Source organism: Vibrio gazogenes (assembly GCF_023920225.1).
Lineage (GTDB): Bacteria > Pseudomonadota > Gammaproteobacteria > Enterobacterales > Vibrionaceae > Vibrio > Vibrio gazogenes.
Map to the genome: position 1 here is coordinate 723,437 of NZ_CP092588.1, position 26,940 is coordinate 750,376.

Genomic DNA, 26,940 nt, shown 5'->3' on the forward strand with positions numbered 1-26,940 from the left:
TAAATGACCAAGCAAGTGGACGTTGATGCTACTGGGTGGGTACTGATTTCTTCAGGCAAAACGCGCGGTGTGTTGGAGAACAACACGGGTTCAGCAATGAAAGTTCGCGTTGAAGATGTGGGAGTTGTCCCTCCTGACTCTGAAAAGTGGGGGCATAACCTACCACTTGGGAAAGTGTTTATTTGGGAAAAGCAATCGTCAGCGGTTGACGTGTATGCGCGACTTGTCAATGGCGATGGTGTTGCCATCGTGACCGAGGGCTAATCATGGGACCAGGTGCTGTTCACATAACGTTTCCCGGTGACAGAACTTACGCATTGCTTTCTCGCGTCAGTTACGTCACGCCAAGTGCGACCACGATTAAACAAACGCTACAGGCTAGCAACGTTCCTGAAGTGATTGTTTACAACAAAGCCGCCATCAGTGATGACGACATCAGCATTGATTTAAACACAGGTGAAATTGAGTTTAATCAGGATTTCAACGGTGTGGCTAGCTTGAGCGTGGGCATGTTGCGAGAGCTAACAGGTAGTGAAGTTGAATGGGGTGTGTTTGTTCAAGCCTATGATGCTGTGAATGAGCAGTGGATTAACTACGAAGGTTCCCTTCGCCCTATCACCATCAGCACTCAAACCGCCAACGAGAAGCGCATCATGGACTACAGCATATCCGTAGCCCTACTCAAAGGTCAGAAGTTCCGGTTTATGCATTACACCACTGATGCATCCAAAGCAGTATCAATCGTTTCGTTCGCAGCCAGTGGCGTGTTGCCATCATCTGCGGGAGTTATTCTCAGCTTGTTTGGGATTATCCCAACCTAATTGAAAGGAGTTCACCGTGAGTGGAACTGCATCAAAAAAAGCGCCAACTAAAGGCGGCACTTCAAAGTCTACCGATGGAACTGATAAACAAACAGTGGCAGCAACTGGCTCCAGCGATCAAGCGAAAGCCGAACAGAAAGCGAAGCTAAAAGCGGAAGCTGAAGCACAAGCGAAAGCCAAAGCAGAAGCTGAAGAAAAAGCCAAAGAAGAAGCGGAAGCCAAAGCAAAGGCAGATGCTGAAGCTAAATCCAAACAAGGAAATGATGACAATGACAAATTGGATTCAACGAAAACTACTGGTGATATGGATGGGACTGCTGGTGCTGTTCTCGGTATTACTGGTGCCCTTAAAGTACGCGCTAAATCAGCTCAAGGTTTTTGGCGCAGTGGTGTTAAGTTCCTTCGAACGAAAGATACGTACCTGCTTGTGGTTGACGAAATGCCGGAAAATCAGCCTGCGACAGTGGCACAGGGTGGTATCGAACCTGAGCTTGTTCTGTTCATGTCTAAAGAAAAAGCTCAGCGCGTCCACAACGAACCGAACTTGGTGGTTGAAGTGGTTGAACTTTCCGAAGTTATCGACATAGAAGACATGGCATAAGCATAAGGCAATAAGTGATGGCAGTTTACGCAACCAAACAAGACTTGATTGATCGTGATGAAGGGATGCTTTGGAACTTCGCGACTGACCGCGATACCAATACGCTGAACGACACATGGATTAATCAAGCGCTAGAACAGGCAGACGATGAGATTAACTCGTTACTAACGAAGTTTGCTCTACCTCTTCCAACGGTTCCTAGCTTGTTGAATAAGCAAGCCATCATTATTGCCTTTTATTGGTTGGCAGACCGAGACAACCAAGCCACTGACCTTTTAGAGAAACGCTATGAAAAAGCCATAGCGACCTTGAAAGAAATCGCCAGTGGTAAACGTGACTTAGGTTTGCCAGCCGCAGATAAGCCAGAAGAAACCAGTATTGGCAAAGTGGAAATCGTCCAGGACAACACACGAATGTTCACCCGTGATTCACTCAAAGGTGTTCTGTAATGAGCATCAGTGTTGAGGTTCGCGGAGATACCAACTTTGAGCAGTACCAACGCTTAATTCAAAACCTTAGCGACCCAAAACACAAAGAGCTGCTGCTTGACGGTTTAGGCGCAGTGGTTGAAAGCCAAACTCGGAGACGTATTGCTGATGAGAAAACTGCACCGGATGGCAGTGCTTGGCCTGAGTGGAGCGCTAGCTATGCAAAGACTCGGCACAGTAACCAGTCAAAGTTGCAAGGAAATGGAGACTTGCTTGATTCGATTCAGTACATCGTGGAGCGAAATCAAGTTCGAATTGGATCGCCATTGGTCTATGCACGAGTGCTTAACGATGGCTTTGAAGGTGCGGTTCAAGTGTCTCCGCATACGCGCCTTATTACGCAAGCCTTTGGTAAGGCGTTACGGTATCCGGTTTATCAGAGCGTAGGCTCGTTTACCCGAATGATGAACATGCCACAGTACCAGTTCCTTGGTCTGAGTGCTGAAAACCAAACCGAGGTTTACGCAGTGATTGGTGACTTCTGGCAAGGACTAATGCAATGAGTACCAGACCAAGTTTTGAAACAGCAGGTTCAACCGTCTATGCCTGCCAGCAAGTGGTTGAGTACCTGAAGCCGCTGCTTGAAGGCGGCGAGCGCGATATTGATAAGGTCGAAGTTGTTGAGCGCCACATAGGGCGATTGAACACGCAAGACGAATTGAAGCGTTGGATGGGTTCGCGTGATGGCGGTATTCGCATTGCAGCGTTGAACTCAAGTGACTACGAGCGAATCGGCGGTGCAATTATTGGCACTGTCACTATGGCTGCTTACATCTTTGCGGCTGACAAATACGGCTACCAACGTGATGAACGTGCTGAAGTGATTGCTGGTCAGTTGGTTATTGCCATGATGGCAAGCTCTATGCCACCAAACGCTTACGGCAAGGCGACGAATTTACGTTGCGACAACTTGTATTCAGACAGCATCGACAGCAAAGGCGTGGCGATGTGGTCAGTAACCTGGTCGCAGAAATGGCAACTCAATGTGCCTATCGATCTTGCGACACTGGATGATTTCATCACGTTCGATTTCAAAGGTGAAATCGCCGAAGGCGCACCGCTAATCGAAGGTGAACAAACGTTACCTCAAGAGGAAGAGTGACATGTTAATTATCGTTAAACCTGCCAAAGAAAATGTGAAGGTGCGTAAAGAAAACGGCGCTCACCTTTCTGTTGATGGTGAACAAGTAGAAAGCTCATCGTTCTGGAAGCGCCAAGCGAAAGCTGGCGACGTGGTTATCCTAAACGATGACGAATCCAAAGCATGGCGTGATGCTATCGAAGCTGAGAAGGCTAAACGCCGTGAAGAGGCGGCAAAAGTCAAAGCTGATCTGAAAAAAGAAGCCGATGCCAAAGCGAAAGCTGAAAAGGCAGCAGCCAAAAAAACTGAGACTCAAGGAGAATAACCATGGCGTTGGGTAATATTCCTAATGATGTAAGAACACCGCTGTTCTTTATGGACTTTGACAACAGCAAAGCGCTAAGTGGAACACCAGCACAGGTTCACCGCGTTCTTGTCATTGGTCAGCAGTTGGCAACGGGTACCGCGCAGCCTTTAGAACTGACTCGCATTGGCACATCCGAAAGCCAAATGGATGAACAGTTTGGTAAAGGCTCAATGATGTCTCGCATGTTGAAAGCCTTCCGCAAAGCTAACTTCTATCAAGATGTGTACGCACTGGGTGTGACTATTGATGGCGGTGCGGCGGCTGTAGGTGAAATTCAAGTGGCAGTGACTACCGCAAAAGCGGGTGTTATCTACTTGCTCATCGATGGCGATTCCGTTCAAGTGACCGTGAATGCAGACGACACTGACGAAGATATCGCAGCAGCGATCATTGCGAAGGTGAACGAAGATACCAACCTACCAGTGACAGCGGCACTCAAAGCGGGTGAAACCACCATCGTCGCATTGACTTGTAAATGGACAGGTCAAACGGGTAACGATCTAGATATCCGCTACAACTACTACGACGGTGAAGTACTACCTGCTGGTGTGACATTAACCATCGTCGATATGGCAGGTGGCGCAGGAACGCCAGACATGGCAGAAGCGGCGAACGCGATTCCTGACGAATGGTACAACCATATTTCAATGCCGTTTAATGATACCCAAAGCATGAACGCTCTGCGTGATGAGTTAATCAAGCGCTGGGGTCCGTTAGTCATGATGGAAGGTATTGGTTATTCAGCATACCGTGGTACCTATGCAGAAACAGGCACGTTTGGTGAGTCTCGCAATGACTTCTTGTTTACCTGTATGGGTACGAATAAAGCACCGCAAGCTCCTTACCTATGGTCGGCTGTTTACAGTGCGATTGCTTCTTACAACTTGGCAATCGATCCAGCGCGTCCACTGCAAACTTTGGTGATGACAGATATCTTGCCGCCAGCTAAGGAAGACCGTTGGCCTCAGTTCCCTGAGCGCAACAACCTGCTTGCTGATGGTATTGCTACTTACACCGTGACGGCAGGTGGTGAAGTTGCCATTGAGCGTGAAGTATCTATGTATCGCGTGAATAGCTTTGGCGACCCTGACCCTAGCTACATGGACATTACCACGCCAGCAACCTTGGGTTACTTGCGTTACTCCATGCGCAATATGGTGACGAACCGTTTTCCTCGCCACAAGTTAGCCGGTGATGACGTACTCGATACGCTCGACCCAGCTCAACCAGTGGTGACCCCTAAGATCATGCGTCAAGCGATTATCGAACTGGCGACAATTGACTGGGTACCAAAAGGTTTGATGGAAGATTTAGAAGGCTTCAAAGAAACCTTGGAAGTGTATCGAGACAGCAGCGACAACAACCGCTTGAACGTTCTGTTTAACCCTGACTTGGTTAACCAGCTTCGTGTAGTTGCATCTCTTAACCAATTCATTCTTTAAGGAGTAAGTCATGGGTCGAATTCTTGGTGAAGTGACCATCCGCATGAACAGCAAGCGGATTAAGGCAAAGAAAGGAACCACGCTTAACCCAGGTGGTGTTCGTCGAACCAAACACCCTAAACCAGGTGGTGGTATTTGGGGCACATCGAGAGAGTCTATTGGTGGTTCCATCAGTGTGATCATCGCAGCCGATGAAGATGTCGATGTCATCGAAATCAACAAGGTTGAAGATGCAACGCTGACATGGGAAGGCGACAACGGTCTCGAGTACATGATGACAAGCGCCTCAGCAATGGAACCTTTTACCGTCAGTGACTCTGGTGAAATTGTCGGTACCTTCGAAGGTGATGCAGCGGAGAAAATCTAATGGCAGCACTCATGACGTTTGAATTAACGCATGGCTACAAGGTGGGTGAAGTCACCCATCTTGAAGTTGGCCTGCGTGAATTGAATTCTGGCGACTACATAGATGCACAGATGGCTTCTGAAAAAGTTGTAGTCGTCAATGGTGAGGCGGTTGCTTATACATCAAATGTCCTTTATGGGTTAGAGCTGCTTTGCAGGCAGGTTGAATTCATAGGTAAAGTTAATGGTCCGCTTGAAGAAAAAGACCTCAGAAAGCTCCATCAGGATGACTTTGCATTGCTCCAGGAAAAAGCAAAAGAGCTGGATGAAATGATTGTGAAGGAGCTTGAGCAACGGGGGCGATCTTAAGCTGTTTGCGGAAATGGCTGAGAGCTTGCAGCTTGCTCTCAGTTCCCGTTACCCAATCAGCGAAACCCGTCACTTCTCTCTCCGTCGATTGCTGCGTATCTACCATAAACTAAGAGATATGAATAATGGCCCAGCGTCTTGAAACCGACATCGTTCTAAACCTCGCGGGAAACCTAGCGGCTAAAGCTCGTCAGTATGGCGCGTCCATGAGTGAGTTCGCGAACAAAAACCAGAAAGCAATGATGCTGGTTCAGACCACTGCAAGAGCGGCTGGTCGTGGTATCGATGCGCTAGGTAATCGTTATGTAGGCTTAGCCACTACTGTCGCGACTGGTGCCACGGTTCGTAATATTGGTAACTTCGAAGAGCAAATGACTCGCTTGGGTACCAATGCTAAGTTAACCAGTGATCAAGTTGATGCACTGTCAAAATCCATTCTTGATGTTGCTAACCAAAAAGACGTGCGTGTTAATTTCTCTGAGCTTGCCGCTGGCGTTGATGAGCTGCTTGGTAAGACGGGTGACTTTGAATTCGTGCAAGAGAACTTGCAGAACATGGGCTTGTTTATGCAAGCCTTTGGCGTTGATGCAAAAACCACAGGCGGTATTTTCAGCCAGTTCCGCGAGAAAGGTATCCGTGATTCTCAAGCCGTGATGGATACCATCGATCAGCTTTATGGTCAGTTTGCGATCGGTAGTGTCAACGTGAAGGACTTGGCCTCTATTTCAGAGCAGCTCTTCTCTACTTACCAAGGGCAAGGGCCAGAAGCGATTGCTCAAATGTCTGCATTGGTTCAGTTGTTTGCTAAGGCTAAAGGCAACGCGAACGAATCACTGACCTCTATCCAAGCTGTGTTCGCCACGTTCTCAGACAAGAAGAAAGTCGAGTTCTTAGATAAGCAAGGCATCAAAGTATTCAAGGAAGGCACCAAAGAGATTCGAGAGCCAGTTGAGTTGCTGCTAGAGATTCTTGATAAGGCGAAGAACGACCCACTGAAACTGGGTGATGTATTTGATCAGACGTCGCTGCAAGGTCTTGCTTCTCTCTATTCTGAAGACCGCAAAAAGCTGTTGCTAGAAATGGTGTCTGGTACCGCTGAACTTGGAGCTACCCAAAAGGCTTCAGCAGACAATGCTGCCACTCTTAATTCAGCCATGCGTTCCCTTAATAACTCATTCTTCAAGTTAGCCAATGACCGTTTAGCAGACCCGATTATGGACATCGCTGACGCTATCAATAGCGTTGACGATGAAGCGATTGAACGATGGGCTGAATGGGGAGAAACCGCGCTGTATGTAGTTGGCGGTTTAGTGGCTGCCAAGAAAGGTTTGGACATTGCTGCTTCTATTAAAACCGTGTTTGGCAAATCTGGCCCAATGCCAGGTGGTAAAGGTGGCTTCCAAGACCTAGGCGCAATGCCCGTGTATGTGGTCAATATGCCTGCTGGCGGTTTGGGTGGTGGCATTGATGGCCCAACGGCTGGAAACAATGGCAAATCAAATAAAGGTTTTAACCTGAAGAACATTGGTGAAATGGCAACGATTGGTTATGGCATTTCGATGATTCCTGATTTCTCGCCTATCAATATTCGCCGTAAATCTGAAGTTGATACCACTGGGCTGCCAGCGAACTTTCCTGTTGCACCAGGTGTGCTTGATGTATTCGATGAAATCAAAGCTTGGATGTTCGGCAATGGCGGCAACGAATCAGCAGTTGGTAACTCATACCTTCGATCTCAATCAGGCGAAATGAAGCTGAAGGTCGAAGTGTCTGATGACCGAGTAAAAGTCACACCGACTTACTTACCATCTGGTTTCACCATCGACCCTGATATGGGTACCAATTAAGGAGGCTTTAAATGTCGTTTGAAGAGCGTTTAAACGCCTCAATTCGTGGGGTGGAATTTATTCTTGATGACATCGACGGCGACATGGGCCGTCGTGCTATTGCTCATCAATACCCAAAACGAAATAAAGGTTACACCGAAGATAACGGTCAGGTTCTCAACGCTGAACGAATTAATGGCAAGGTCGTTGGTGATGACTACCTTGATCACTTTTACAATATTCTTGAAGCGATCAACAAAGAAGGGCCATGCGAACTTATTCACCCTTGGTTTGGCGTTCGTAAGGTTCAGGTTGGGCGTGGCAGCTACAAGCTGGTGAATCGAATTGAAGGCGTGATCACCTTCAGCTTTGAAGTGTTCGATGTTGGCGAGAACGTATTCCCAACAGCGAAAAGCGACACGGTGAAAGTGCTTGATGACCAAGCATCTGCTACCCAAGAAGCCGCCAACACCACCTTTGAAAATGAATACGATGAAACTGCAACAACGGGCATTGGTGACATGGTTGACCAATACCTAGATGATTTGGATGAGTTTACTCGTGGCTTGCCTTCTCTTCCTGATGAGCTGCGTGAATGGACAGATCGCCTAATGAGAGCCAAAGATTCGATTGGAAAGCTGCTTGCTTATCCGGGTGATTTGGCGCGTGAAATGATGGGCATTCTAGAAGATGTGAAAGGTGTGGTGACAGACCCGATTCGTGCGCTTGAAGTCTATGACAATGTTCAGAACCGTTGGGATGGTATGCGTGCTGAGTTGGCGGTGACTGGCGGTTTGAATCGCAACGTAGCCAGTGAGAACGGTGTGGCGAGTTCAGTGCCAACCGTGACCAATCAGGCAGAGAAAGATGCCATTCTAGCCAACGCTGCGGCTTATCAAAAACTCATTATTAACTCTGCTGCAATTTCGAAAGCGTCAGCCATTAGTAGCACAGAGACAGCTTATAGCCTATCCGATGAAGCAGAAGTTGTTGCCAGCCTTTCAGGTGCTGAGCGCAATGTGATCATGACAGGCCAACAACTCAAAGCTATTGGTTACAAGCTGGCGGCTGAGTTGGCAGAGCTGGCTGAAATCGAAGTGGAAAATGGAAACTCAGCATTGTGGAGACAGATGCGGTCACTGCGTCAGGCTGTGCTTGCTGATACCAAAGAACGTGCTGAGCTGCTGCCACAATTAACGGTGTTTACTCCTAACGTGACGGTTCCTGTTGCGTTAATAGCATGGCAACAAACGGGCGACACGGAACGCAGAAACAGCATCGTGCGCCGCAATGGCATTCGCAACCCTGCCTTTGTCACTCCTAACGATACGATTGAGGTGATCAATGGCTGATAAAATTGTGCTCAGTGCAGGCGGCAATGTCTATGAAGGTTGGACGAAGATTCGCATCACACGCTCACTGGAAGCGATGGCAGGCTCGTTTGATTTAGAGCTGACCCATAAATGGGACGGTTCCGACAGCAAATACAAAGCATTCATGAAGCCTATTCAGCAAGGTGCGCCATGCGTGGTGAAGATTGGTAATGACAAAGTGATCACTGGCTACGTGGATGACTGGGTGCCCAGTTACGACGATAGCAAAGTGATGATTTCTGTCAGTGGACGTGACAAAACTTCAGACCTGATTGACTGCTCGATCATCTATCCATCCGGTCAGTTCATGAACCAAACATTCACACAGATTGCTAAAACTGTATGCCAGCCATTTAGTATCAACGTGGTGGTTGAAACTGACGCAGGTGCAGCTTTTACAAAGGTGCAGATTGAGCAAGGAGAAACGCCACATGAACTGCTCACGCGGCTGGCTCGCCAACGTGGTCTTTTGCTGACCACCAACGGTGAAGGCGATTTGGTGATAACCCGTGCAAGCACAAAACGTGCGGGTGTTTCTCTTATCCTGGGAGAAAACATCAAAGCCGCTCGTGGTCGTTTTAGTTGGCGTGAGCGTTATAGTCAGTTCAAAGTGAAAGGTTCGGGTATTGATTGGAATGACGCAGGGCCAGAAGTTGCAGGTGGTATTGAAGCCATCGTTCGTGATTCAGAGATTGGGCGTTATCGCCCACTGATTATTGTGAACGATGAAATTACCACCGCTGATGGTGCATCAAAGCGTGGTCAGTGGGAACGCCAGCGCAGCATTGGGCGTTCTAATACTGCGGAATATACGGTAGCTGGTTGGCGCATTCCTCAAACGGGTAAGGTTTGGAATGTGAACCAAATTGTTCCTGTGCAAGATGACATTGTTGGCCTGAACGAAGATATGCTCATCAATACCATTATGTTTAGCGAGGAAGAAGACTCAGGACGCATAGCGGTCATTGGTGTGGTTCGTCCTGATGCACTAAAAATGCCGGCACAAGAAAAAATCGAAGTAGTTAAAGGTTGGTGATATGGATTTGGTAATGAAACGTTATATTGACCGAGAGCTGAAGCGCATCGAACGCCGCCTTTATTCTTTGGCTAGCCGTAGCATTATTACTGGAGCCAGTGAGGAATCACAACGCCAGAAGCTACAGCTAGTCGTTGATAGTGATGACTCTGGTGATGGAATCGAACACTTTCAGCATTATGGCTTTAGTTCGGTACCACCAAAAGGCTCTGAAGCGCTCGTTCTTGCGCTCAATGGTAATAACGCAAAGCGTGTGGCTATCAATGCTGAGAAAAAAGATTTGCGCCCAAAAGGTGAAGCTTCGGACGTTTTTCTCTATCATGAGGAAGGTCACCAGATTGGCTTCCTTCGAAACGGGAAAGTTCACCTCACAGCAATTGACGTTATTTTAGAGGCGTCAAACTCCCTCACTATTATTTCTCCAGAAAACATTATTCAAGGCCCTTTGCACGTCACTGGTGGTATTTCCACTGACCTTGGTATTTATGCGACTGGCGGCATTACTTCAGCCAGTGTGATCAGCGGATTGGATTTGATGGCTGGCAGCATTAGTTACCTAGGGCACAAACACAGAGATGCAGAGAACAGGCTAACAGACATACCAACAGCGAGTTAGTTATGAGCAGCATCTTGTTAGAGATGGCACAAAATGCGGGTGTGATTATCGAGGGCAATGTTACTGATGAATCAGTTGCTGCCCTCGTTTTGATCTCCTATTTCACTGATGCTCGCGCTGATTCTTCAGATGAATTGCCTGATGGTTCGAGTGACTTGCGTGGTTGGCCTGGTGATACTTTTTCAGACCAACCTTGGGGTTCTAAATTGTGGCTGTTGTTTCGCGAGAAGCTGACCACAGATGTTCGCAACCGAGCTGTGAAATATTGCGAAGACGCACTGGCTTGGATGTTGGTCGATTCAGGCCAAGGCCGTATGGCAAAGAATGTGAAAGTGACTGGTTCTATTCCTGCTTTTCAAACGTTGGCATTGAACACGGTCATAACCAAACCGGATGGCACAGAGATGTCATTCACTGTATCTAAACGATGGGAGGCGCAACGTGCCGTTTAACGTTCCTACGCTAAGACAACTGAACGCTGATGGATGGGCAGACGTTGAAGCTTCTCTCGATGAAGTGCTTCCAAAATTTGGTGTTGAAAAGGCGCTTAACTCGTCTGTCAGTTCGGCAATACGCGACCTTTACGACTACCAGACGCTTATCGTTCGACAAATCATTCCCACCACTGAATCAGAAGACCAAACCATTGTTGATATAGCGCGAACCGAAGGCGTCATTCGTAAGCTTGCGAGTGGCGCTGTTGGTCCTGTGTCATTTACTGGTACGAGTCCTATTCCAGTTGATACGGTGATGACTTACCAAGACGGACGTTCATACAGAGTGACATCATCCGCTTCACCTGATGGCGGAACCGTCATCGTTCAGGTTCAAGCTGAAGATGTGGGCAGTGAAACAAACCTCGATGCGGGGGAAGAACTGACACTTTCAAGCACTGTTCCAGGTGTATCTCCTATTGGGTTGTCGGGTGGGCTTTCTGGTGGTGCGGCTATTGAGCCAATCTCTCAATTATTAGAGCGGTTGTTATTCCGCAAGCGCAATCCGCCTATGGGGGGCGCAGAGCATGATTATGTGGCTTGGTGCCGTGAAGTGGATGGAGTAAGCCGTGCTTGGGCGATTGGTGCTTATCAAGGTGGTTCGACGATGGGTTATGCGTTCGTGTTTGATGAGCGCGAAGACATTTTTCCAACGGTAACCGACAAACAAGCAATGACGGATTACATCTACAGACACCAAGACCCTGCAACAGGTGTATTTGTTGGTCGCCCTGCGGGTATAGAAGCCATCAATATAGATTTGACCGCCAAGACCACTGACTTAGCGATTCATCTAACGCCAGACACAGACGATAACCGCATGGCAGTATTAACGAATTTGCAAAGCTACTGGGCGACATTGTCACCTGGTTCAACATTGGTTTTGGCTAAGGTGCGCACCGCTATCGGTGAGATTGATGGTGTTGATAATTACGCTCTCGATCTCAATGCGGATGTCACATCAGCAACTGAAGAGCTGCACGTTCTTGGAGAGGTAGTATGGGCCATTCCGTAGAACAATGGACCAACGTCATTATGGCGAATATGCCACGGGGTATCATTTGGTCCCGTGAGCATACGCTCAAGCTTTATCAATATGCGGCTGGTTATGCACCACGCCTTAAGGCAGCAGAAGAAAGCGCAGATAATATTCTTTTGGAAATGCGCCCAGAAACAACGGTGCAAATGCTTCCTGAATGGGAGTGGTACTTAGGGCTTCCTGAATGCAATGTCGAAAAGCAAACACTAGAAACCCGACGAGACGCTGTAGTAGAAAAATTTCATCGCAAAGGTGGCCTACAAGCTTGGAATATTGAAAAACTCGCGGCTGACCTTGGCTTTGATATCGAGGTGCAGGAAATATTCCCTCACCACTGCCTGCGTGGTTGTACCTATCCGCTCTATGAAGAGAAGTACCGCCACTTATTAACTATTAACGTCAAAGGCATCACGCAATCCTATGCAACATGTCTTGATGACTGTTTAACCCCACTCGTATCACAAACCGCAGCAGCGCTTGAATGCACCCTGAACAAAATCAAGATGGGCGGTAAGTATTACGACTTTATCTACGAGGAGAGCGTGTAATGCACCCACTCAATAATGGCTCTCAGGTTGAGAACCCACCCGCACTCAAACCAAGAGTCGGTTCACCTGGTTACTTCAGTGAATTCAACAATAGCGGCTCACCAAGCTATCCTGGTCAAGATTGGTTTAATGCGGTGATTCGTGAGTTTCAGACGGCACTTTCTGATAATGGAATTACGTTTGATCCTAACAAATATGATCACTTATCAAAAATGACTATTAAATCAGGTGTCAGCATTCAAACAGTTCCCGCATTGATTGCTAATGCAGGTAACGTAACTTTTATCAAGAGGGGCTTTGTTGTTACTGCATATCTTTTTACAAACACAGTACAGACTCAAACTAATGGTACTCCTTTATGTACCATCCCCTCTGGTTTTATCCCCTCTCCGAAATACCAAAGCGGTCTTGGCGTCTTCGAGTTTGCTGTTCCGAGTAGTGCTTCTAGTGCTTCACGCTGTCAGCTTCAATCTTCTCAAATTTTAGTTTTTGATTGGGCAGAAACAGCCATTTACCGTGGCTCTTGTTCATACATTACGGAAGAATAGTTTATGAAATTATATTATCTGCCAATAACGCACGAATGCGTTACATCAGCTCAATCAAACTCCATTGAGCTAACCAAAGATGATATAGCTCTTTGGATTGGTGAAACACTCCCTAAAGGCAAAGTCCTGAAACCAGGAGTATACCCCTTTGTTTTAGTTGACGATCCATCCATCAATATTCAAGAGCACCTATGGGTTGTTGAAGAGCTTAAATACGCAAACATTCAAATTACATATCATGAAGATAATAGTACTCGTCCTGATGGGTCTTCCCGCGCTACCTCCTCAGAAGCTGAATGGAGAGGATACCGCGTACTATTGCAAAATTATACATCACAAACCGACGATGGTTTGATTATAGTCAATGGTGAACGCCCCGCTAGACCAGCATAGGTTGATTACGCCCGAAGCACTCTCGGTCTGTCATTTTGAGCATAATTTTCTTTGCTCAAAGTTGCAGACTCTCCTGCTCATTCGACGCGGCGCGCTACAACGGGGAAATGTCTATAAAACTCTATTCAATTCATCATGCAATGAAAGCTCATGAACACGCAAATAGTTATTAATCAAAAACAATATCAGAAAATAGCCGACAGCAAATGTCATGCCCCCCAGCGTATAGAAAAGATTTTCAAACGTACTCACGCTTTCAATTTCATGAAAATTTTTATATTTAGCAAACAAAGTCCAATTCACATTAGGCAGATATATTGGATAGTTAATATCAAAATCTTTGAGAACGGCGTCATCACCTTCAATGAGATAACCACCGACTGAAGTCGGTGACTTAGGGCCGAAATCATGAAAAAGGCACCGAAAGGTGCCTTAATAAGGTTTGCGGCTGGCTGTTAAGTCAGCAAATATAAACTATGTCCTAATCTTAAATTTCCCGACTTGAGCAATCAGTTTCTCTGACATCTCATTTAAGTGCTGCGCTTGTATCGCATCTTCCTCGGAGTCTTCACTTAGACGATCAGAAATCACCTTGATGGACTCAGTGTTGACGTTGATCTCTTTACTAACGACCGCTTGTTCTTCTGCGGCAGTGGCAATCTGCGCCGCCATGCTATTGATAGCCTCTGTAGATTCTTTGATTTCTTTGAAGCTCTCGGCGGCATTACTGGTATCATCAACGCTTTGGATAGCCAAATTGTGGCACTGATTCATCACCTCAACAGCCTCCGAGGTCGTCCCTTGAAGCTTACCGATCATTTGGCTTATTTCTTCTGTTGATTTTCGAGTTCTTTCTGAGAGTGAACGCACTTCATCAGCAACGACGGCAAAACCACGCCCCTGCTCCCCGGCACGAGCAGCTTCTATGGCTGCATTAAGCGCCAGCAGGTTAGTCTGTTCAGCAATATCGTTAATTGACAAAACTATCGTCGTGATCTGTTCCCCTTGCTGGCTCAGATCTTCGATGACCTCACTTGCACTTTTAACCTCTTCAGAAAGCTTATGAATGGATTCCTCACTCTTTTGTGAAAGCTGGTTGCCTCGGTTGCTGACTTCAACCGTATTTGTAGCGCTTTGAGCGGTCTCTTCAGCGATGTTGGCAATCTCACCTGTCGTGGTCGCCATTTCCGTCATAGCGGTTGCAACCATAGTGATTTCATTCTGTTGGTTAGCGATGCTCGACTGTCTTTCATGTGAAGATTGAGCACTGATCTCTGACTGATGGAGTACTTCGTGTGATATCTGCTTCACTGTTGAGATAATATCGTGCAACTTTTCAACAAACTGATTAAAGCTTCTTGCCAGATCGCCGACTTCGTCGTCGCTCCTGGCATCAATATTTACCGTTAGGTCACCTTCACCCTTAGCAATATCGTTTAGTGCTACAGAGACAGAAAACAGGTTTGAAAGCATATAACGAAGAGCGCTTCCCAAGATGACGATTGACAGGACAAACATAATGACAGCGGTTATAATTTGGTATGTCAATTGCTTCTTCATCGGCTCAAGTAGCACTCCCTTTTGACTCATGAGCACCAGATACCAGTTAGTCCCCTTCACACTAGATACGGTCAATAGGTTCTGAACGCCGTTGACTTTAATATCGAGCAAGCTAACTTTGTCGGCATGACGAATCAACTCATTCGCCGTGATATCGCGTGTCAGATCAGTCAAGGGCTTATTCCCCAGCTCTGGGTTTGGATGCGCGATGATGGTTCCGGTTGAGGAAAGCAAGAAGGCTTTGCCGTCACCCGGAACCTTAATTGAAAGGATGTCATCTTTGATCTTATCAAGGGGCAGAGTCGCCATCACGACACCAGTAGTTTTACCATCAATAACAACGTGCTTTGAAACCGTTGTGATAAGCTCACCGCTTGATGCACCAACGTAAGGCTCACTGAGGTACACTTCTGAGTTATTAATAGCATTTTTATACCAAGGCCGAACTTTCGGGTCGTAACCGGCTTTGGTGTTTAACCCCTTCGCCCGGTAGGTATCACCCGCAACGGTACCATACAGAACCGAGCCGAAACCTCCGGCCATATCGATTGTCTTAATTTCACTGGTAATTTTCTCTGTGGTATTCGCTCGGTTTAAAGCATCTGCAAATGCAGAGACCATACTCTTCTTTTCATTAATCCATCCACTTATCGTTCGAGAACTACTTTCGCTATAAAGTGTATTCGAAGACGTGATGCTATTGAGTATTTGCGTCTGAATCGAATAAGCAGAGATACTCGCCTGGACAAACGCAAGAACAGCAACGATTAAGCCACTGATAATAAGTAGTTTTTTGGTAAGAGTCATGAGGGTTAACTCCTTACTAACCGATTTGACACCTAAGTAAGTTTATACCACAACTGAATATCCTGTATTTGCGACATTGCAGTTTAATGATCCCGATCCAATTAAGGTGGTCATTCTTCAAGCCTGAACGAGTTTTTTTCCCAATCAGCCAAGCTCTTACCATCAAAGTCCAGTAACGTCATATAAACTTAAATACATCCCTTGAGAGTCAAAACTATGAATGAGGAAGATATGCAAATCCCTTAGGGTATTGTTTTAAATGGCTTTGGGGCAAAATTGGGGCAAATTGAATGCCCCAATATACTAAAATTTACCGCTTGACTGTTTTTATTTACAATCGTAGCACAAACAAAAAGCGCTCCAACCGGAGCGCTTCAGATTCACAATTTAATTATTCCCAATCAAGAATAACTTTTCCGGAAGCCCCGCTACGCATGGTGTCAAAACCTTGCTGGAAATCATCAATTTTGTAATGATGAGTGATAATTGGCGTCAGATCGAGACCGGACTGAATCAGGCTTGCCATCTTGTACCAAGTTTCGAACATTTCCCGGCCGTAAATCCCTTTGATCACCAAACCTTTAAAAATGACCTGATTCCAGTCAATTGCCATATCCGATGGTGGAATGCCCAACAGTGCAATTCGTCCACCATGATTCATGGCTTCTAACATGGTACGAAATGCCACCGGAACGCCGGACATTTCTAAACCGACATCAAATCCTTCAGTCATTCCCAGCGTTGCCATGACATCATTGAGCCGTTCTTCTGCAACATTGACAGCACGTGTGACGCCTATCTTCTCGGCCAATTGCAGACGATATGGATTAACATCCGTAATTACCACATGGCGCGCACCAACATGTTTCGCAACTGCGGCAGCCATAATACCAATCGGTCCGGCGCCGGTGATGAGTACATCTTCTCCGACCATATCGAACGATAACGCGGTATGAACAGCATTGCCGAATGGATCAAAAATCGCTGCCAGATCATCGGAGATGCCATCGGGTATTTTAAACGCATTGTAAGCCGGAATGACCAGATACTCGGCAAATGCACCTGTCCGGTTCACACCGACACCAATGGTATTGCGACATAAATGTGTTCTGCCGCCACGACAATTACGGCAGTGACCACAGGTAATGTGCCCTTCTCCGGAAACCCGATCTCCGATAGAGAAACCACGGACTTCCTGACCAACGCCTACCACTTCACCCACATATTCATGACCGACCACCATCGGCACCGGGATCGTTTTTTGCGACCATTCATCCCAGTTATAAATGTGGACATCAGTACCACAAATCGCGGTTTTCTTAATTTTGATCAGCAGATCATTATGTCCCATAACTGGCATATCGACCGAGGTCATCCAAATGCCCTGTTCAGGTTTTAGCTTTGATAATGCTTTAATTTTCATATGACTATCTCTGTCACAATTCTCGACTGTCATTCATGCCTCTACGGCCATGATTCCGTTGATGTAAACAGAACAACATCACAGCGTATCGTTCATATTCCATACTCATCGCATAATTAACCGGCGATGATGCCCATCTCACGACCAACCTGAATGAATACATCAATTGCCCTGTCCAGCTGTGCTGTTGAATGCGCCGCTGACATCTGAGTACGGATCCGCGCTTGCCCCTTCGGTACGACAGGATAAGAGAATCCGACCACATAAATACCTTGTGCTAAAGCCCGCTCAGCAAACTCAGCAGCCACTTTAGCGTCCCCCAACATAATCGGGATAATCGCATGGTCGGCACCCGCTAGCGTAAAACCGGCATCACTCATGCGCTGACGGAAATGCGCGGCGTTCTCCCACAGGTGCGTTCTCAATTCGCTGCTTTCTGCCAGTAAATCTAGTACCCGAATCGATGCAGCAACAATGGCAGGAGCAACGGAGTTAGAAAACAGGTAAGGCCGGGAACGCTGACGTAACCAATCAATAACTTCCTTTTTACCGGCCGTGTAACCACCGGAAGCCCCACCCATCGCTTTACCTAATGTGCCGGTAATCAGATCCACCCGATCAATCACCTGATGATATTCATGAGTCCCACGTCCATTTTCACCCATGAAACCAACTGCATGAGAGTCATCGACCATTACCAAAGCATCATACTGGTCTGCCAAATCACAGATAGCGGGGAGATTAGCCACCACACCATCCATAGAAAAAACGCCATCCGTAACAATCATTTTATGCCGTGCACCCGCTTGATCAGCCGCAATCAACTGCTGCTCCAGCTCCGCCATATTATTATTGCTATAACGAAAACGCATGGCTTTACACAACCGGACACCATCAATAATCGATGCATGATTGAGCGCATCGGAAATAATGGCATCTTCTTTGTCTAATAATGTTTCAAACAGCCCGGCATTGGCATCAAAACATGAGGTATACAAAATGGTATCTTCCTTTCCAAGAAAGGCCGAGAGCTTCTGCTCTAGAGTTTTATGGATATCTTGTGTGCCGCAAATAAACCGAACCGAAGCCATTCCGAATCCATGGCTATCCATCCCCTCTTTTGCGGCTTGAATCAGTTCCGGGTGGTCAGCCAAACCCAAATAGTTATTGGCGCAAAAATTCAGCACTTTATCACCGGTATTGATATGAACAGCCGCTTGCTGTGCAGAAGTGATAATGCGCTCCGACTTATACAGGCCTTCTTCTTTGGTTGATTCGATCTGATGTTGAATATGTTCGTAGAATGCAGAAGACATAATGATTCCCTTGCTATTTTTAGTTCACTGTCGTTGATGGTGCTGTCATATTTACAGTGTAAAGAGACGTTATTAATCAGTGTAATCGATGTCGTGAAAAGCGATTATCCCTTATGAGGGAAAATCATTGTTGAATTTAATTCACAAATAGAACGTATTCCTATTTGTTTGGCTCATCCAAGTTTTTATGCCATTCGACAACGCCATTTTTGTAATCGATATCACATAATGCGATGAATGACACAGTTTCACTGTAATCCCATTGATCTTGATTTCATTAAGAATCTATCATTGGAACCGGTTTCAAAATTACAATTTTATCAAATTACGGAGGAGTTAGATGAACCCGAAATTTCCGGAGAATTTCCTATGGGGAGGTGCTGTCGCCGCCCACCAACTTGAAGGTGGCTGGGACAAAGATGGCAAAGGGATGAGTATCATCGATGTTGTGACGGCTGGTGCTTATGGCAAACAACGCAAGATTACCGACGGCATCCAACCTGATGAATTTTACCCAAACCATGAAGCAGTCGATTTTCACGGGCGTTACAAAGAAGATATTAAACTCTTTGCCGAAATGGGGTTCAAATGCTTCAGAACCAGTATTGCTTGGACGCGTATTTTCCCGACCGGAGAAGAAACCACGCCATGTGAAGCGGGATTGCAATTCTACGATGATATGTTCGATGAACTATTGAAATATAATATTGAGCCAGTCATTACCCTCAGCCATTTCGAAATGCCCTACCATCTTACCCAAAAGTATGATGGCTGGATGAGTCGGGAAGTCGTTGATCTATTTGTAAAATATGCAATGACAGTTATTGAACGTTATCAGCACAAAGTGAAATACTGGATGACATTCAATGAAATCAATAATCAAAAGAATGTAGCCCTTGATATCTTTGGCTGGACGTGTTCAGGCGTCAAATTCACACAGAAAGAAAAGCCTGAAGAAGCCATGTACCAGGCAGCTCACCACCAATTTGTTGCCAGTGCCAAAGTGGTTGCGCAAGCCCATGCCCTGAATCCGGCACTAAAAATCGGTTGTATGGTGGCGATGGTGCCATTTTATCCATATTCATCTCATCCTGATGATGTGATGCTGGCACAAGTCGCCATGCGGGATCGTTTTATTTTCGCGGATGTGATGGCCAAAGGTCACTATCCGACTTACGCCCGAAAAGAGTGGGAAGATAAAGGCTATTCCATTGAAATTGCTGAAGGCGATGAAGCAATTCTAAAAGCTGGGGCAGTCGACTATATTGGTTTTAGCTACTACATGTCCAATACAGTCAATTCCCAAGCGACAGAAAGTAATCAGGAAGAGCTGGTTGACGGGAGTCGTAAACATTCGGTCCGAAACCCGTTCCTGAAAGCCAGTGACTGGGGATGGCAAATTGATCCTGTCGGTCTGCGCTATAGTCTGACAGCCCTCTATGAACGTTACGAGAAACCGCTGTTCATTGTTGAGAATGGTCTGGGGGCCGTCGATAAAGTCGAAGCAAACGGTGAGATTCACGATGATTACCGGATCGACTATCTACGTGCCCATATTCAGGAAATGGCGAAAGCCATTCATATTGATGGTGTCGAACTAATGGGTTATACCCCTTGGGGATGTATCGACTTGGTTTCCTTCACCACCGGAGAAATGAAAAAACGCTATGGCTTTATCTATGTTGATAAGCATGACGACAATACCGGTACGCTGCAACGTTCACGGAAGAAGTCATTTTATTGGTATAAGAATGTGATTGCGTCTAACGGTTCAGAACTCTAATCGGACTGTTCATGTTCTGTTCAACGTTCATCGCGTCTTTGGAATTCAAAGACGCGATACATCTTCAATCCGGTATGCTTCTCACCATCATCGATACCCACCACCCGTCGCTACAAATAGCATAACTATCATTGTAACAATTGAAATCATCACAATATTTTCCCGATATGTTCATTTCTTCATCACTTGACGATATTTGTTAAGCGTCACTTTTCTTTCAGCAAAGATAAAGTGGATACAACAAATGTATGAAGTTCATTCAATAAAATATAATTTCATTGAATCATTAGATCTCACACCCGAACGTTAGTTATTATCATGTGCAAGCATATCAATTCAGTATCTCGTCAGAATATAACAAGTATAAAACGAGCCTTTCCTGAGATATGTGGGTTGTTGTATTGCTCTTTGGTTCCCAATTAAAGTTCAATACCGACATTTCCTAAATGATAAAAATAAGTCGCCCCCAAAAGGAATATTATAATGAATCAGTCTAAACATCACGAAAGTGAGGTTACTTTCAGACCTGACGAATTCTTAGTTTCAGCAACCGGTTTGGATAGTTACATTACTTATGTCAACGATGAATTTTGTAAAATCTCAGGCTTTAGTGCAGCAGAATTGATTGGTAAACCCCATAATATGGTGCGTCACCCCGATATGCCTAAAGCCGCATTTAAAGATATGTGGACCCAACTGCAACAAGGGCGAAGCTGGCACGGTATGGTGAAAAATCGTTGCAAAGACGGCCGCTTTTATTGGGTAGATGCATTTATAACACCCCTATATGAAGGCGATAATATGATCGGGTATCAGTCCGTCAGACGCTGCCCCAAACGTGAACATATTCAAGCGGCTGAAACGCTCTATGCCCAGATCAACCAAGGAAAAAGGTCAATATCCCTCCGAGAGAGCTACGGCATTAAGCTGTCGTTCTCCGTGATATTCGCTTTAGGGCTGATGATTGGTGCACTGACTTTTTCAGGCATATTTGCCGCAATGATATTATCGCTTTTCATTTTGACATTTACCTATCTGTATTATGATGAATTGGTCAGACTTCCCAAATATATCAAACAGCGGCAATCGGTGATGGATAGTCCGTCACGTCTGATTTTCGGTGGCTCGGGACTTATCGGTAAGCTCAGTTATGATATCCAATTTCAAAATGCCAAAATAAAAACGATCCTCGGCAGAAGTGCTGACAATGGTGCTGATTTGCTCGCCTTATCTCAGAAAATGAAAGATATCAGCCAGCACTCTCTCAATAGTATTGAAGCCGAAACCAATGAACTAACCCATCTGGCAAGTGCAGCCACTCAAATCACCGACACCATTCATGATGTAAACACGAATCTCAGTTCGACCCATGATTATGTTCAGCATGTGAAAAACGAATGTAACCAAGCGGTGCAAACTCTTCACGCCAACGGTCTTTCTTTGGACAGTCTGCATCAAGGCATCGGAGAAGCCGCAGAAACGCTACGTAGGCTCACCAAAGATGCCGACAATATCTCACAAGTAATGGAAGAAATTCAGGGGGTTGCCGATCAAACAAACTTACTGGCACTTAACGCTGCGATTGAAGCAGCAAGAGCCGGTGAACAAGGCCGGGGATTTGCCGTCGTCGCTGATGAAGTTCGTAAACTTGCCGGCAGAACGCAAAATGCGACGCTAAGTATTCAACAATCGGTCACGGATTTACAAACGTCAATGCGTAACTGGCAGAAAACAATGTTAAGAAATCAGGAAACGGCGGATGATTGCAATCAAGAATCACAAACCGTGCGGCAAATGATGAATACCGTACAAGAACAGATTTCGATACTCGAAGAGAAATCGGCTCAAATTGCGGTTGCGATGGAAGAGCAAGGAAGCGTCATTGCCGATATGACACAGAATATGAATGATGCGCAGCAGCACGCTATCGAGAACTATAAACTGGTCACGCAAGTGAGTGAGTATGCAACACAAACCGATGAGCAAGCGATTTCAATTGCCCAGTTAAGCAGTACCTTTCGCTGAATCTCAAAGTGACCTTGCGTACTTGAGCGGTCAACATGCAACTGAACAGAGTACGTCTCAAAAAAAGAGGGAAGCGCAAGCGCTTCCCTCTTCTCATTCGATCTGACTGATTTATGCTTCAGTACTACGTCGAGTGTGACCGCGTTCACCACGATGAGCACCGCGATGATCCCCACCACGATTACGATCAAAACGGCGTTCGCCTTCACGACGACCTTCGCCACGGAAACCACGACCTTCGCCACGGCTGTCACGGTTTGGACGAGCACCTTCACGACGACCGCGAGATTCACGGAAGTCATCAAAGTCGCATACAACCGCACCGACATCTTTCTGACGAATCCGAAGTTTACGCAATTTACGAGTCACATCAGAAGACATGCTTTTCGGTAATTGAACGAATGTATGTCCTTGTGCCAGTTTAATTGCACCAATTGAGTTTTTACCAAGACCCAGTTCGTTTGCCAGTGCACCGACGATATCTTTAACCTGTACACCTTGTTCACGACCGACTTGTAATTGGTAAGTATCCCAATCCTGATTGCCCTGACCATAACTCCGACGACTATCATTACGACCATCATTGCCACCGTCACGACGCTCACGACGACGTGATTTCTCACGCTCGATTTCAGCAATCATCGGGTCTTCACCGACGTAGAATAATGGCCGTTTGCCTTGTTGACGCTTCAGTAACATCGCCGCCAGTGTGGTGGTATCGATGTCTAAAGAATCTCTGAGGCTTTCAATCAGCTCGGAAAATTTTTCCAATGCTTTATGTTCTTTTTCAGTTTCAAGTTCTTGGCTCAGTTGAACCAAACGTGCCTGAGCAACTTTGTCACGATGCGGTAACTGAATTTCTTCCATAGAAGAACGCGTCACTCGTTCAATCGTACGCAACATGCGGATTTGGTTGGTACGAACCAACAGGATCGCTTTTCCTTTCCGTCCGGCACGGCCAGTACGACCAATACGGTGAATATAAGATTCTACGTCAAATGGAATGTCGTAGTTGAATACATGCGTAATTCGAGGCACATCCAGTCCACGAGCAACAACATCCGTTGCAACCAGAATGTCAGTGACACCTTTTTTGATGTGCTCAACCGTTCTTTCACGTAAAGACTGAGGAATATCACCATGCAGCGCTGTCGCTTTAAATCCGCGAGAAGAAAGCCAGTCAGCCAGACGCTCGGTGTCTTGACGGGTACGCACGAAAACAATGGATGCATCCGTTTCTTCCGTCTCAAGTATACGAACCATGGCTTCATCTTTTTCAACGCCTTTCACAACCCAGTATTGCTGTTCTACTTTAGCAACGGTCTGGTTTGAACCTGCCACATCAACGCGGGCCGGATTACGCAGGTAACGGTCCACAATGTTTTTGACCATTGGCGGCATTGTCGCTGAGAACAAAACACGCTGAGCACTTTCAGGAGATTGTTCCATAATCCAGGTCACATCATCGACAAAACCCATTTTCAGCATTTCATCAGCTTCATCGAGAATAAAGGTGTGACACTCATCCAAATGGAGACGATCACGAGTGATTAAATCTTTAACTCGTCCCGGTGTACCCACAACAATGTGAGCACCCGATTTCAGTGCGCGCATCTGATCGACGATCGATGCACCACCATAAATTTCTAATACTTTCAGGCCTACAATTTGTTGACCTAAAGTTTTGATTTCTGCAGCAACCTGAATTGCCAGCTCACGCGTCGGTGCCATAACAATGGCCTGAGGCTTACGCTGATCCATAATCAGTTTATTGAGCAGAGGTAGAGAGAATGCTGCGGTTTTGCCGGTACCGGTTTGTGCTTTACCTAAAGCATCACGACCTTCCAACAAAAATGGAATGGCAGCAGCCTGAATGGGTGTAGGAGAAACGAAGCCCATATTGTCCAGAGCGGTGAGGATTTCGTTTTTGAGCGCTAATTCTTTGAATTGAATCACATTTTCTTGCATGGGGTTCCCACTAATTTAGATGAATAACAAGGCCCCATGCGCTTTACCATTTCTAATCCAGTCAAGGATAGATTCCTTTCCGTACGGTATTAACTAAAGACCGCTTTAAAGCGACGAGGGACATAACAAAGGAGGCGGATTATTCCTTAAATGCATAAAAAAATCTAGAAAAAATTGAAATTCATCACATATTTTTCTCAATGCGAACAAAAACTTCCTTTTAATTCCGTCACATAACATATTGTCATGATTTTTTAAACCCCACCGCTACAGATTCGATGTTGCACAATAACAGTGAAAATATGGTCGCAATGAAAATCGAGCATAGCGACATCACATCACTGCTGTATCACATTGCCAAATGATGGCTGAATCCCTGCAAGATACAAGAATGTCGACTGATACGCATTCTATCCAAAACCGCTACCAGCGCACGACATCTGTAGGTATGCTCATGAGGGAGTCATATACTTTCCCCCAATTACCGAGTACCATGTGGGGGTATTATAATATTTACGGATATTTCGCAGATGTTCGATGCCATGTACTGGAGAACACTTCGCGAAATTGAGGAGAGCGACCTCTCCTGAGCCAAAAGATGAAAGGTTAAAATAATATCTGATGTTTCAAGACAATCCATTACTTGCCCAGTTAAAACAACAGATTCAGGAGAATCTGCCGAAAAAAGAAGGGACCATTAAAGCAACTGATAAAGGTTTCGGCTTTTTGGAAATCGACAGTAAGAACAGTATCTTTATCCCACCTCCCTATATGAAAAAATCAATGCATGGCGATAAAGTCATTGCAATCATCCGCACCGAAAACGAACGTGACGTTGCCGAACCACAAGAGTTACTCGAACCTGCCCTCTCTCGCTTTATTGGTCGTGTCAAACTGCACAAAGGCAAACTCAATGTTGCACCGGATCACCCACAACTGAAGAAACAACCGCTGAAAGCGAAAGTCAGAAAAGGGTTGGATCCAAACACGATTGCAGAAAACGACTGGGTCGTCGCACAGCTCACGCGTCATCCACTCAAAGGCGACAATGGTTTTTTCGTTGAAATTACCCATAAAATTACCGATGCCGACGACAAAATCGCCCCTTGGTGGGTCACGTTGGCAGCAAACGATTTACCGAATCAAGAGCCGGAAGGGATCGAGAACTGGGAACTGAAAGATGACCCGGCACTTGCTCGGGTTGATTTAACCGATATTCCATTTGTGACGATTGATGGTGCATCAACTCAAGATATGGACGATGCGTTGTACGCCAAGCGCACTGAGTCCGGTGATTTTGAGTTAACCATCGCCATTGCGGATCCAACCGCTTACATCACGCCTGATGATCAGATGGATAAAGTTGCCCGTGAACGTGGTTTTACAATTTACCTGCCGGGACGCAATATTCCGATGCTCCCGAGAGAGCTCGCTGACAACTTATGTTCACTGCGGGAAGGTGAGATCCGCCCAGCCCTGTGCTGTACAGTCACTGTCGCTCAGGATGGCACCCTGCAAGATGATATCCGCTTTTTCTCAGCACACATTCAATCTCATGCTCGTTTGGTTTACGATCATGTTTCAGACTGGCTGGAACTCGGTAAGTCGAGTGATTGGACACCTTCCGATGACATTGCTCAGGTCGTCCGAGATCTATATGCCTTTTCTCAGGCGCGTAGCTCATGGCGAGAAACGCACGCAGTGGTCTTCCCCGACAGACCGGATTATCGTTTTGAACTCAGTGAAGATAACGATGTGATTGCCATTCATGCCGATATGCGCCGCAGTGCCAACCGTCTGGTTGAGGAAGCAATGGTGACGGCGAACGTCTGTGCCGGTAAAGTGCTTCAGCAACAATTCGGGACGGGTGTATTTAACGTCCACGACGGGTTTAAAACTGAACGGATTGCGGATGTGATTACGCTGATTACCGAACACGGCATGAGTGAGCACACCGATGAAACGGTCAAAACACTCACAGGGTTTTCCTCACTACGTCGTTGGCTTGCTACCCAAGACACCAGCTATTTGGATAACCGTATTCGGAAATTCCAAAGCTATAGTGAAATCAGTAATCAACCGGCACCACATTTTGCCATGGGGCTGGACGTCTATGCGACATGGACATCCCCGATTCGTAAATATGGCGATATGATCAATCACCGCTTACTGAAGTCTTATATTATGGGTAAACCACCAGTGCAATTACCGGATGAACTGGTTGGTGAAGAGCTGGCGATTCATCGGAAGCATCATAAGATTGCAGAAAGAAGTGTCAGTGACTGGCTTTATGCCCGGACCTTAGCTGAAGAGCCGCAGAAGCAAACACGCTACCATGCGGAAATCTTTGATATCAACCGTGCCGGCATGCGGATCAGATTACTCGAAAATGGAGCCACCGCATTTGTTCCTGCCCCACTGATCATGGCTAACAAAGAACGTATCGAGTGCCATGCAGATCAAGGTTATATCTACATTGATAAAGCATTGGTGTATAAACTGGGCGATACACTTGAAGTCACACTCAATGAAGTGAATCAAGAAAACCGGAACATCATTGCCAAACCAACTGCCGTTTTTGCTGAGCCGCCTCAAAGCGACGTATCAGAAACAGCTTGATGCTATATTCAAGCTTACGGCTACGATTGAAGTAGCCGTGAGTGGCGTCTAA

At 46.1% G+C, this 26,940-nt stretch carries 26 protein-coding genes; 22 read left to right on the forward strand and 4 right to left on the reverse strand.

The window, feature by feature from the left end:
- Positions 1–3 precede the first annotated feature (3 nt).
- From MKS89_RS18860 to MKS89_RS18950, 19 genes are all read left to right on the forward strand, one after another.
- Positions 4–264, forward strand: a complete 261-nt coding sequence (locus MKS89_RS18860; RefSeq protein WP_072961977.1) for a hypothetical protein — start codon at positions 4–6, stop codon at positions 262–264.
- Positions 265–266: 2 nt separating this feature from the next.
- Complete coding sequence (locus MKS89_RS18865; RefSeq protein ID WP_072961979.1) at positions 267–821, forward strand: hypothetical protein; 555 nt, start codon at positions 267–269, stop codon at positions 819–821.
- Positions 822–837: 16 nt separating this feature from the next.
- Positions 838–1,422, forward strand: a complete 585-nt coding sequence (locus MKS89_RS18870; RefSeq protein ID WP_072961982.1) for a hypothetical protein — start codon at positions 838–840, stop codon at positions 1,420–1,422.
- Between the two features lie 17 nt (positions 1,423–1,439).
- A complete protein-coding gene (locus MKS89_RS18875) occupies positions 1,440–1,871 on the forward strand; it encodes a gp436 family protein (protein ID WP_072961984.1) in 432 nt (143 codons plus the stop codon).
- Positions 1,871–2,413, forward strand: a complete 543-nt coding sequence (locus MKS89_RS18880) for a phage virion morphogenesis protein (protein WP_072961986.1) — start codon at positions 1,871–1,873, stop codon at positions 2,411–2,413. The genes MKS89_RS18875 and MKS89_RS18880 overlap by 1 nt, the downstream gene beginning before the upstream one ends.
- Positions 2,410–3,012: a hypothetical protein gene (locus MKS89_RS18885; protein ID WP_072961988.1), complete on the forward strand. Its 603-nt coding sequence runs from the start codon at positions 2,410–2,412 to the stop codon at positions 3,010–3,012. Before MKS89_RS18880 ends, MKS89_RS18885 begins: the two co-directional genes overlap by 4 nt.
- 1 nt (position 3,013) lies before the next feature.
- Entirely contained in the window at positions 3,014–3,316 is a 303-nt protein-coding gene (locus MKS89_RS18890) for a DUF2635 domain-containing protein (RefSeq protein ID WP_072961991.1), read from the forward strand.
- Positions 3,317–3,318: 2 nt separating this feature from the next.
- Complete coding sequence (locus tag MKS89_RS18895; RefSeq protein ID WP_072961994.1) at positions 3,319–4,800, forward strand: phage tail sheath subtilisin-like domain-containing protein; 1,482 nt, start codon at positions 3,319–3,321, stop codon at positions 4,798–4,800.
- A 10-nt stretch (positions 4,801–4,810) separates the two neighbouring features.
- The gene (locus MKS89_RS18900) at positions 4,811–5,167 is read left to right on the forward strand and encodes a phage tail tube protein (RefSeq protein WP_072961997.1); all 357 of its coding nucleotides are present in this window, start codon (positions 4,811–4,813) and stop codon (positions 5,165–5,167) included.
- On the forward strand, positions 5,167–5,514 hold the full coding sequence (locus MKS89_RS18905; protein WP_106406987.1) for a phage tail assembly protein: 348 nt from the start codon (positions 5,167–5,169) through the stop codon (positions 5,512–5,514). Before MKS89_RS18900 ends, MKS89_RS18905 begins: the two co-directional genes overlap by 1 nt.
- 125 nt (positions 5,515–5,639) lie before the next feature.
- The gene (locus tag MKS89_RS18910) at positions 5,640–7,361 is read left to right on the forward strand and encodes a phage tail tape measure protein (protein WP_072962000.1); all 1,722 of its coding nucleotides are present in this window, start codon (positions 5,640–5,642) and stop codon (positions 7,359–7,361) included.
- An 11-nt stretch (positions 7,362–7,372) separates the two neighbouring features.
- Positions 7,373–8,692, forward strand: coding sequence for a DNA circularization protein (locus MKS89_RS18915; protein WP_072962002.1), 1,320 nt, complete (start codon positions 7,373–7,375; stop codon positions 8,690–8,692).
- Complete coding sequence (locus MKS89_RS18920; protein ID WP_072962006.1) at positions 8,685–9,749, forward strand: phage baseplate assembly protein; 1,065 nt, start codon at positions 8,685–8,687, stop codon at positions 9,747–9,749. The genes MKS89_RS18915 and MKS89_RS18920 overlap by 8 nt, the downstream gene beginning before the upstream one ends.
- A gap of 13 nt (positions 9,750–9,762) precedes the next feature.
- A complete protein-coding gene (locus MKS89_RS18925) occupies positions 9,763–10,365 on the forward strand; it encodes a phage baseplate assembly protein V (protein WP_235862466.1) in 603 nt (200 codons plus the stop codon).
- A gap of 2 nt (positions 10,366–10,367) precedes the next feature.
- Entirely contained in the window at positions 10,368–10,817 is a 450-nt protein-coding gene (locus MKS89_RS18930) for a phage GP46 family protein (protein WP_072962012.1), read from the forward strand.
- Complete coding sequence (locus MKS89_RS18935; protein ID WP_072962014.1) at positions 10,807–11,874, forward strand: baseplate J/gp47 family protein; 1,068 nt, start codon at positions 10,807–10,809, stop codon at positions 11,872–11,874. The genes MKS89_RS18930 and MKS89_RS18935 overlap by 11 nt, the downstream gene beginning before the upstream one ends.
- Positions 11,859–12,446: a YmfQ family protein gene (locus MKS89_RS18940; RefSeq protein WP_072962016.1), complete on the forward strand. Its 588-nt coding sequence runs from the start codon at positions 11,859–11,861 to the stop codon at positions 12,444–12,446. Before MKS89_RS18935 ends, MKS89_RS18940 begins: the two co-directional genes overlap by 16 nt.
- Positions 12,446–12,994, forward strand: coding sequence for a hypothetical protein (locus tag MKS89_RS18945; protein WP_072962018.1), 549 nt, complete (start codon positions 12,446–12,448; stop codon positions 12,992–12,994). The genes MKS89_RS18940 and MKS89_RS18945 overlap by 1 nt, the downstream gene beginning before the upstream one ends.
- A 3-nt stretch (positions 12,995–12,997) precedes the next feature.
- A complete protein-coding gene (locus MKS89_RS18950; RefSeq protein ID WP_072962020.1) occupies positions 12,998–13,387 on the forward strand; it encodes a hypothetical protein in 390 nt (129 codons plus the stop codon).
- Positions 13,388–13,861: 474 nt separating this feature from the next.
- On the opposite strand, the gene MKS89_RS18955 is transcribed toward MKS89_RS18950, so the two are convergent.
- From MKS89_RS18955 to MKS89_RS18965, 3 genes are all read right to left on the reverse strand, one after another.
- Entirely contained in the window at positions 13,862–15,754 is a 1,893-nt protein-coding gene (locus MKS89_RS18955) for a methyl-accepting chemotaxis protein (RefSeq protein ID WP_072962024.1), read from the reverse strand.
- Between the two features lie 391 nt (positions 15,755–16,145).
- Positions 16,146–17,177, reverse strand: coding sequence for an L-threonine 3-dehydrogenase (gene tdh / locus MKS89_RS18960; protein WP_072962027.1), 1,032 nt, complete (start codon positions 17,175–17,177; stop codon positions 16,146–16,148).
- 116 nt (positions 17,178–17,293) lie between these two features.
- Positions 17,294–18,493 (reverse strand): glycine C-acetyltransferase, encoded by a 1,200-nt coding sequence (locus MKS89_RS18965; protein WP_072962029.1) that lies wholly within the window; start codon positions 18,491–18,493, stop codon positions 17,294–17,296.
- Positions 18,494–18,833: 340 nt separating this feature from the next.
- Between MKS89_RS18965 and MKS89_RS18970 the strand changes: the two genes are divergently transcribed.
- Both MKS89_RS18970 and MKS89_RS18975 read left to right on the forward strand, forming a co-directional pair.
- Positions 18,834–20,276, forward strand: coding sequence for a 6-phospho-beta-glucosidase (locus MKS89_RS18970; RefSeq protein WP_072962031.1), 1,443 nt, complete (start codon positions 18,834–18,836; stop codon positions 20,274–20,276).
- Positions 20,277–20,759: 483 nt separating this feature from the next.
- Positions 20,760–22,301, forward strand: coding sequence for a methyl-accepting chemotaxis protein (locus MKS89_RS18975; protein ID WP_072962033.1), 1,542 nt, complete (start codon positions 20,760–20,762; stop codon positions 22,299–22,301).
- Between the two features lie 111 nt (positions 22,302–22,412).
- On the opposite strand, the gene MKS89_RS18980 is transcribed toward MKS89_RS18975, so the two are convergent.
- Complete coding sequence (locus tag MKS89_RS18980; RefSeq protein WP_072962036.1) at positions 22,413–24,269, reverse strand: DEAD/DEAH box helicase; 1,857 nt, start codon at positions 24,267–24,269, stop codon at positions 22,413–22,415.
- Positions 24,270–24,890: 621 nt separating this feature from the next.
- Between MKS89_RS18980 and rnb the strand changes: the two genes are divergently transcribed.
- Positions 24,891–26,888, forward strand: a complete 1,998-nt coding sequence (gene rnb, locus MKS89_RS18985; RefSeq protein WP_072962039.1) for an exoribonuclease II — start codon at positions 24,891–24,893, stop codon at positions 26,886–26,888.
- Positions 26,889–26,940: the final 52 nt, after the last annotated feature.

Excerpts from the sequence above, each read along its gene's own strand:
- MKS89_RS18895 (WP_072961994.1), top strand. The coding sequence starts at position 3,319 with ATGGCGTTGGGTAATATTCCTAATGATGTAAGAACACCGCTGTTCTTT.
- MKS89_RS18890 (WP_072961991.1), top strand. The coding sequence starts at position 3,014 with ATGTTAATTATCGTTAAACCTGCCAAAGAAAATGTGAAGGTGCGTAAA.
- MKS89_RS18970 (WP_072962031.1), top strand. The coding sequence starts at position 18,834 with ATGAACCCGAAATTTCCGGAGAATTTCCTATGGGGAGGTGCTGTCGCC.
- MKS89_RS18900 (WP_072961997.1), top strand. The coding sequence starts at position 4,811 with ATGGGTCGAATTCTTGGTGAAGTGACCATCCGCATGAACAGCAAGCGG.
- MKS89_RS18945 (WP_072962018.1), top strand. The coding sequence starts at position 12,446 with ATGCACCCACTCAATAATGGCTCTCAGGTTGAGAACCCACCCGCACTC.
- MKS89_RS18925 (WP_235862466.1), top strand. The coding sequence starts at position 9,763 with ATGAAACGTTATATTGACCGAGAGCTGAAGCGCATCGAACGCCGCCTT.
- MKS89_RS18880 (WP_072961986.1), top strand. The coding sequence starts at position 1,871 with ATGAGCATCAGTGTTGAGGTTCGCGGAGATACCAACTTTGAGCAGTAC.
- MKS89_RS18860 (WP_072961977.1), top strand. The coding sequence starts at position 4 with ATGACCAAGCAAGTGGACGTTGATGCTACTGGGTGGGTACTGATTTCT.
- tdh (WP_072962027.1), bottom strand. The coding sequence starts at position 17,177 with ATGAAAATTAAAGCATTATCAAAGCTAAAACCTGAACAGGGCATTTGG.
- MKS89_RS18875 (WP_072961984.1), top strand. The coding sequence starts at position 1,440 with ATGGCAGTTTACGCAACCAAACAAGACTTGATTGATCGTGATGAAGGG.
- MKS89_RS18955 (WP_072962024.1), bottom strand. The coding sequence starts at position 15,754 with ATGACTCTTACCAAAAAACTACTTATTATCAGTGGCTTAATCGTTGCT.
- MKS89_RS18980 (WP_072962036.1), bottom strand. The coding sequence starts at position 24,269 with ATGCAAGAAAATGTGATTCAATTCAAAGAATTAGCGCTCAAAAACGAA.
- MKS89_RS18885 (WP_072961988.1), top strand. The coding sequence starts at position 2,410 with ATGAGTACCAGACCAAGTTTTGAAACAGCAGGTTCAACCGTCTATGCC.
- MKS89_RS18910 (WP_072962000.1), top strand. The coding sequence starts at position 5,640 with ATGGCCCAGCGTCTTGAAACCGACATCGTTCTAAACCTCGCGGGAAAC.
- MKS89_RS18930 (WP_072962012.1), top strand. The coding sequence starts at position 10,368 with ATGAGCAGCATCTTGTTAGAGATGGCACAAAATGCGGGTGTGATTATC.
- rnb (WP_072962039.1), top strand. The coding sequence starts at position 24,891 with ATGTTTCAAGACAATCCATTACTTGCCCAGTTAAAACAACAGATTCAG.
- MKS89_RS18865 (WP_072961979.1), top strand. The coding sequence starts at position 267 with ATGGGACCAGGTGCTGTTCACATAACGTTTCCCGGTGACAGAACTTAC.
- MKS89_RS18965 (WP_072962029.1), bottom strand. The coding sequence starts at position 18,493 with ATGTCTTCTGCATTCTACGAACATATTCAACATCAGATCGAATCAACC.
- MKS89_RS18920 (WP_072962006.1), top strand. The coding sequence starts at position 8,685 with ATGGCTGATAAAATTGTGCTCAGTGCAGGCGGCAATGTCTATGAAGGT.
- MKS89_RS18975 (WP_072962033.1), top strand. The coding sequence starts at position 20,760 with ATGAATCAGTCTAAACATCACGAAAGTGAGGTTACTTTCAGACCTGAC.
- MKS89_RS18940 (WP_072962016.1), top strand. The coding sequence starts at position 11,859 with ATGGGCCATTCCGTAGAACAATGGACCAACGTCATTATGGCGAATATG.
- MKS89_RS18915 (WP_072962002.1), top strand. The coding sequence starts at position 7,373 with ATGTCGTTTGAAGAGCGTTTAAACGCCTCAATTCGTGGGGTGGAATTT.
- MKS89_RS18905 (WP_106406987.1), top strand. The coding sequence starts at position 5,167 with ATGGCAGCACTCATGACGTTTGAATTAACGCATGGCTACAAGGTGGGT.
- MKS89_RS18950 (WP_072962020.1), top strand. The coding sequence starts at position 12,998 with ATGAAATTATATTATCTGCCAATAACGCACGAATGCGTTACATCAGCT.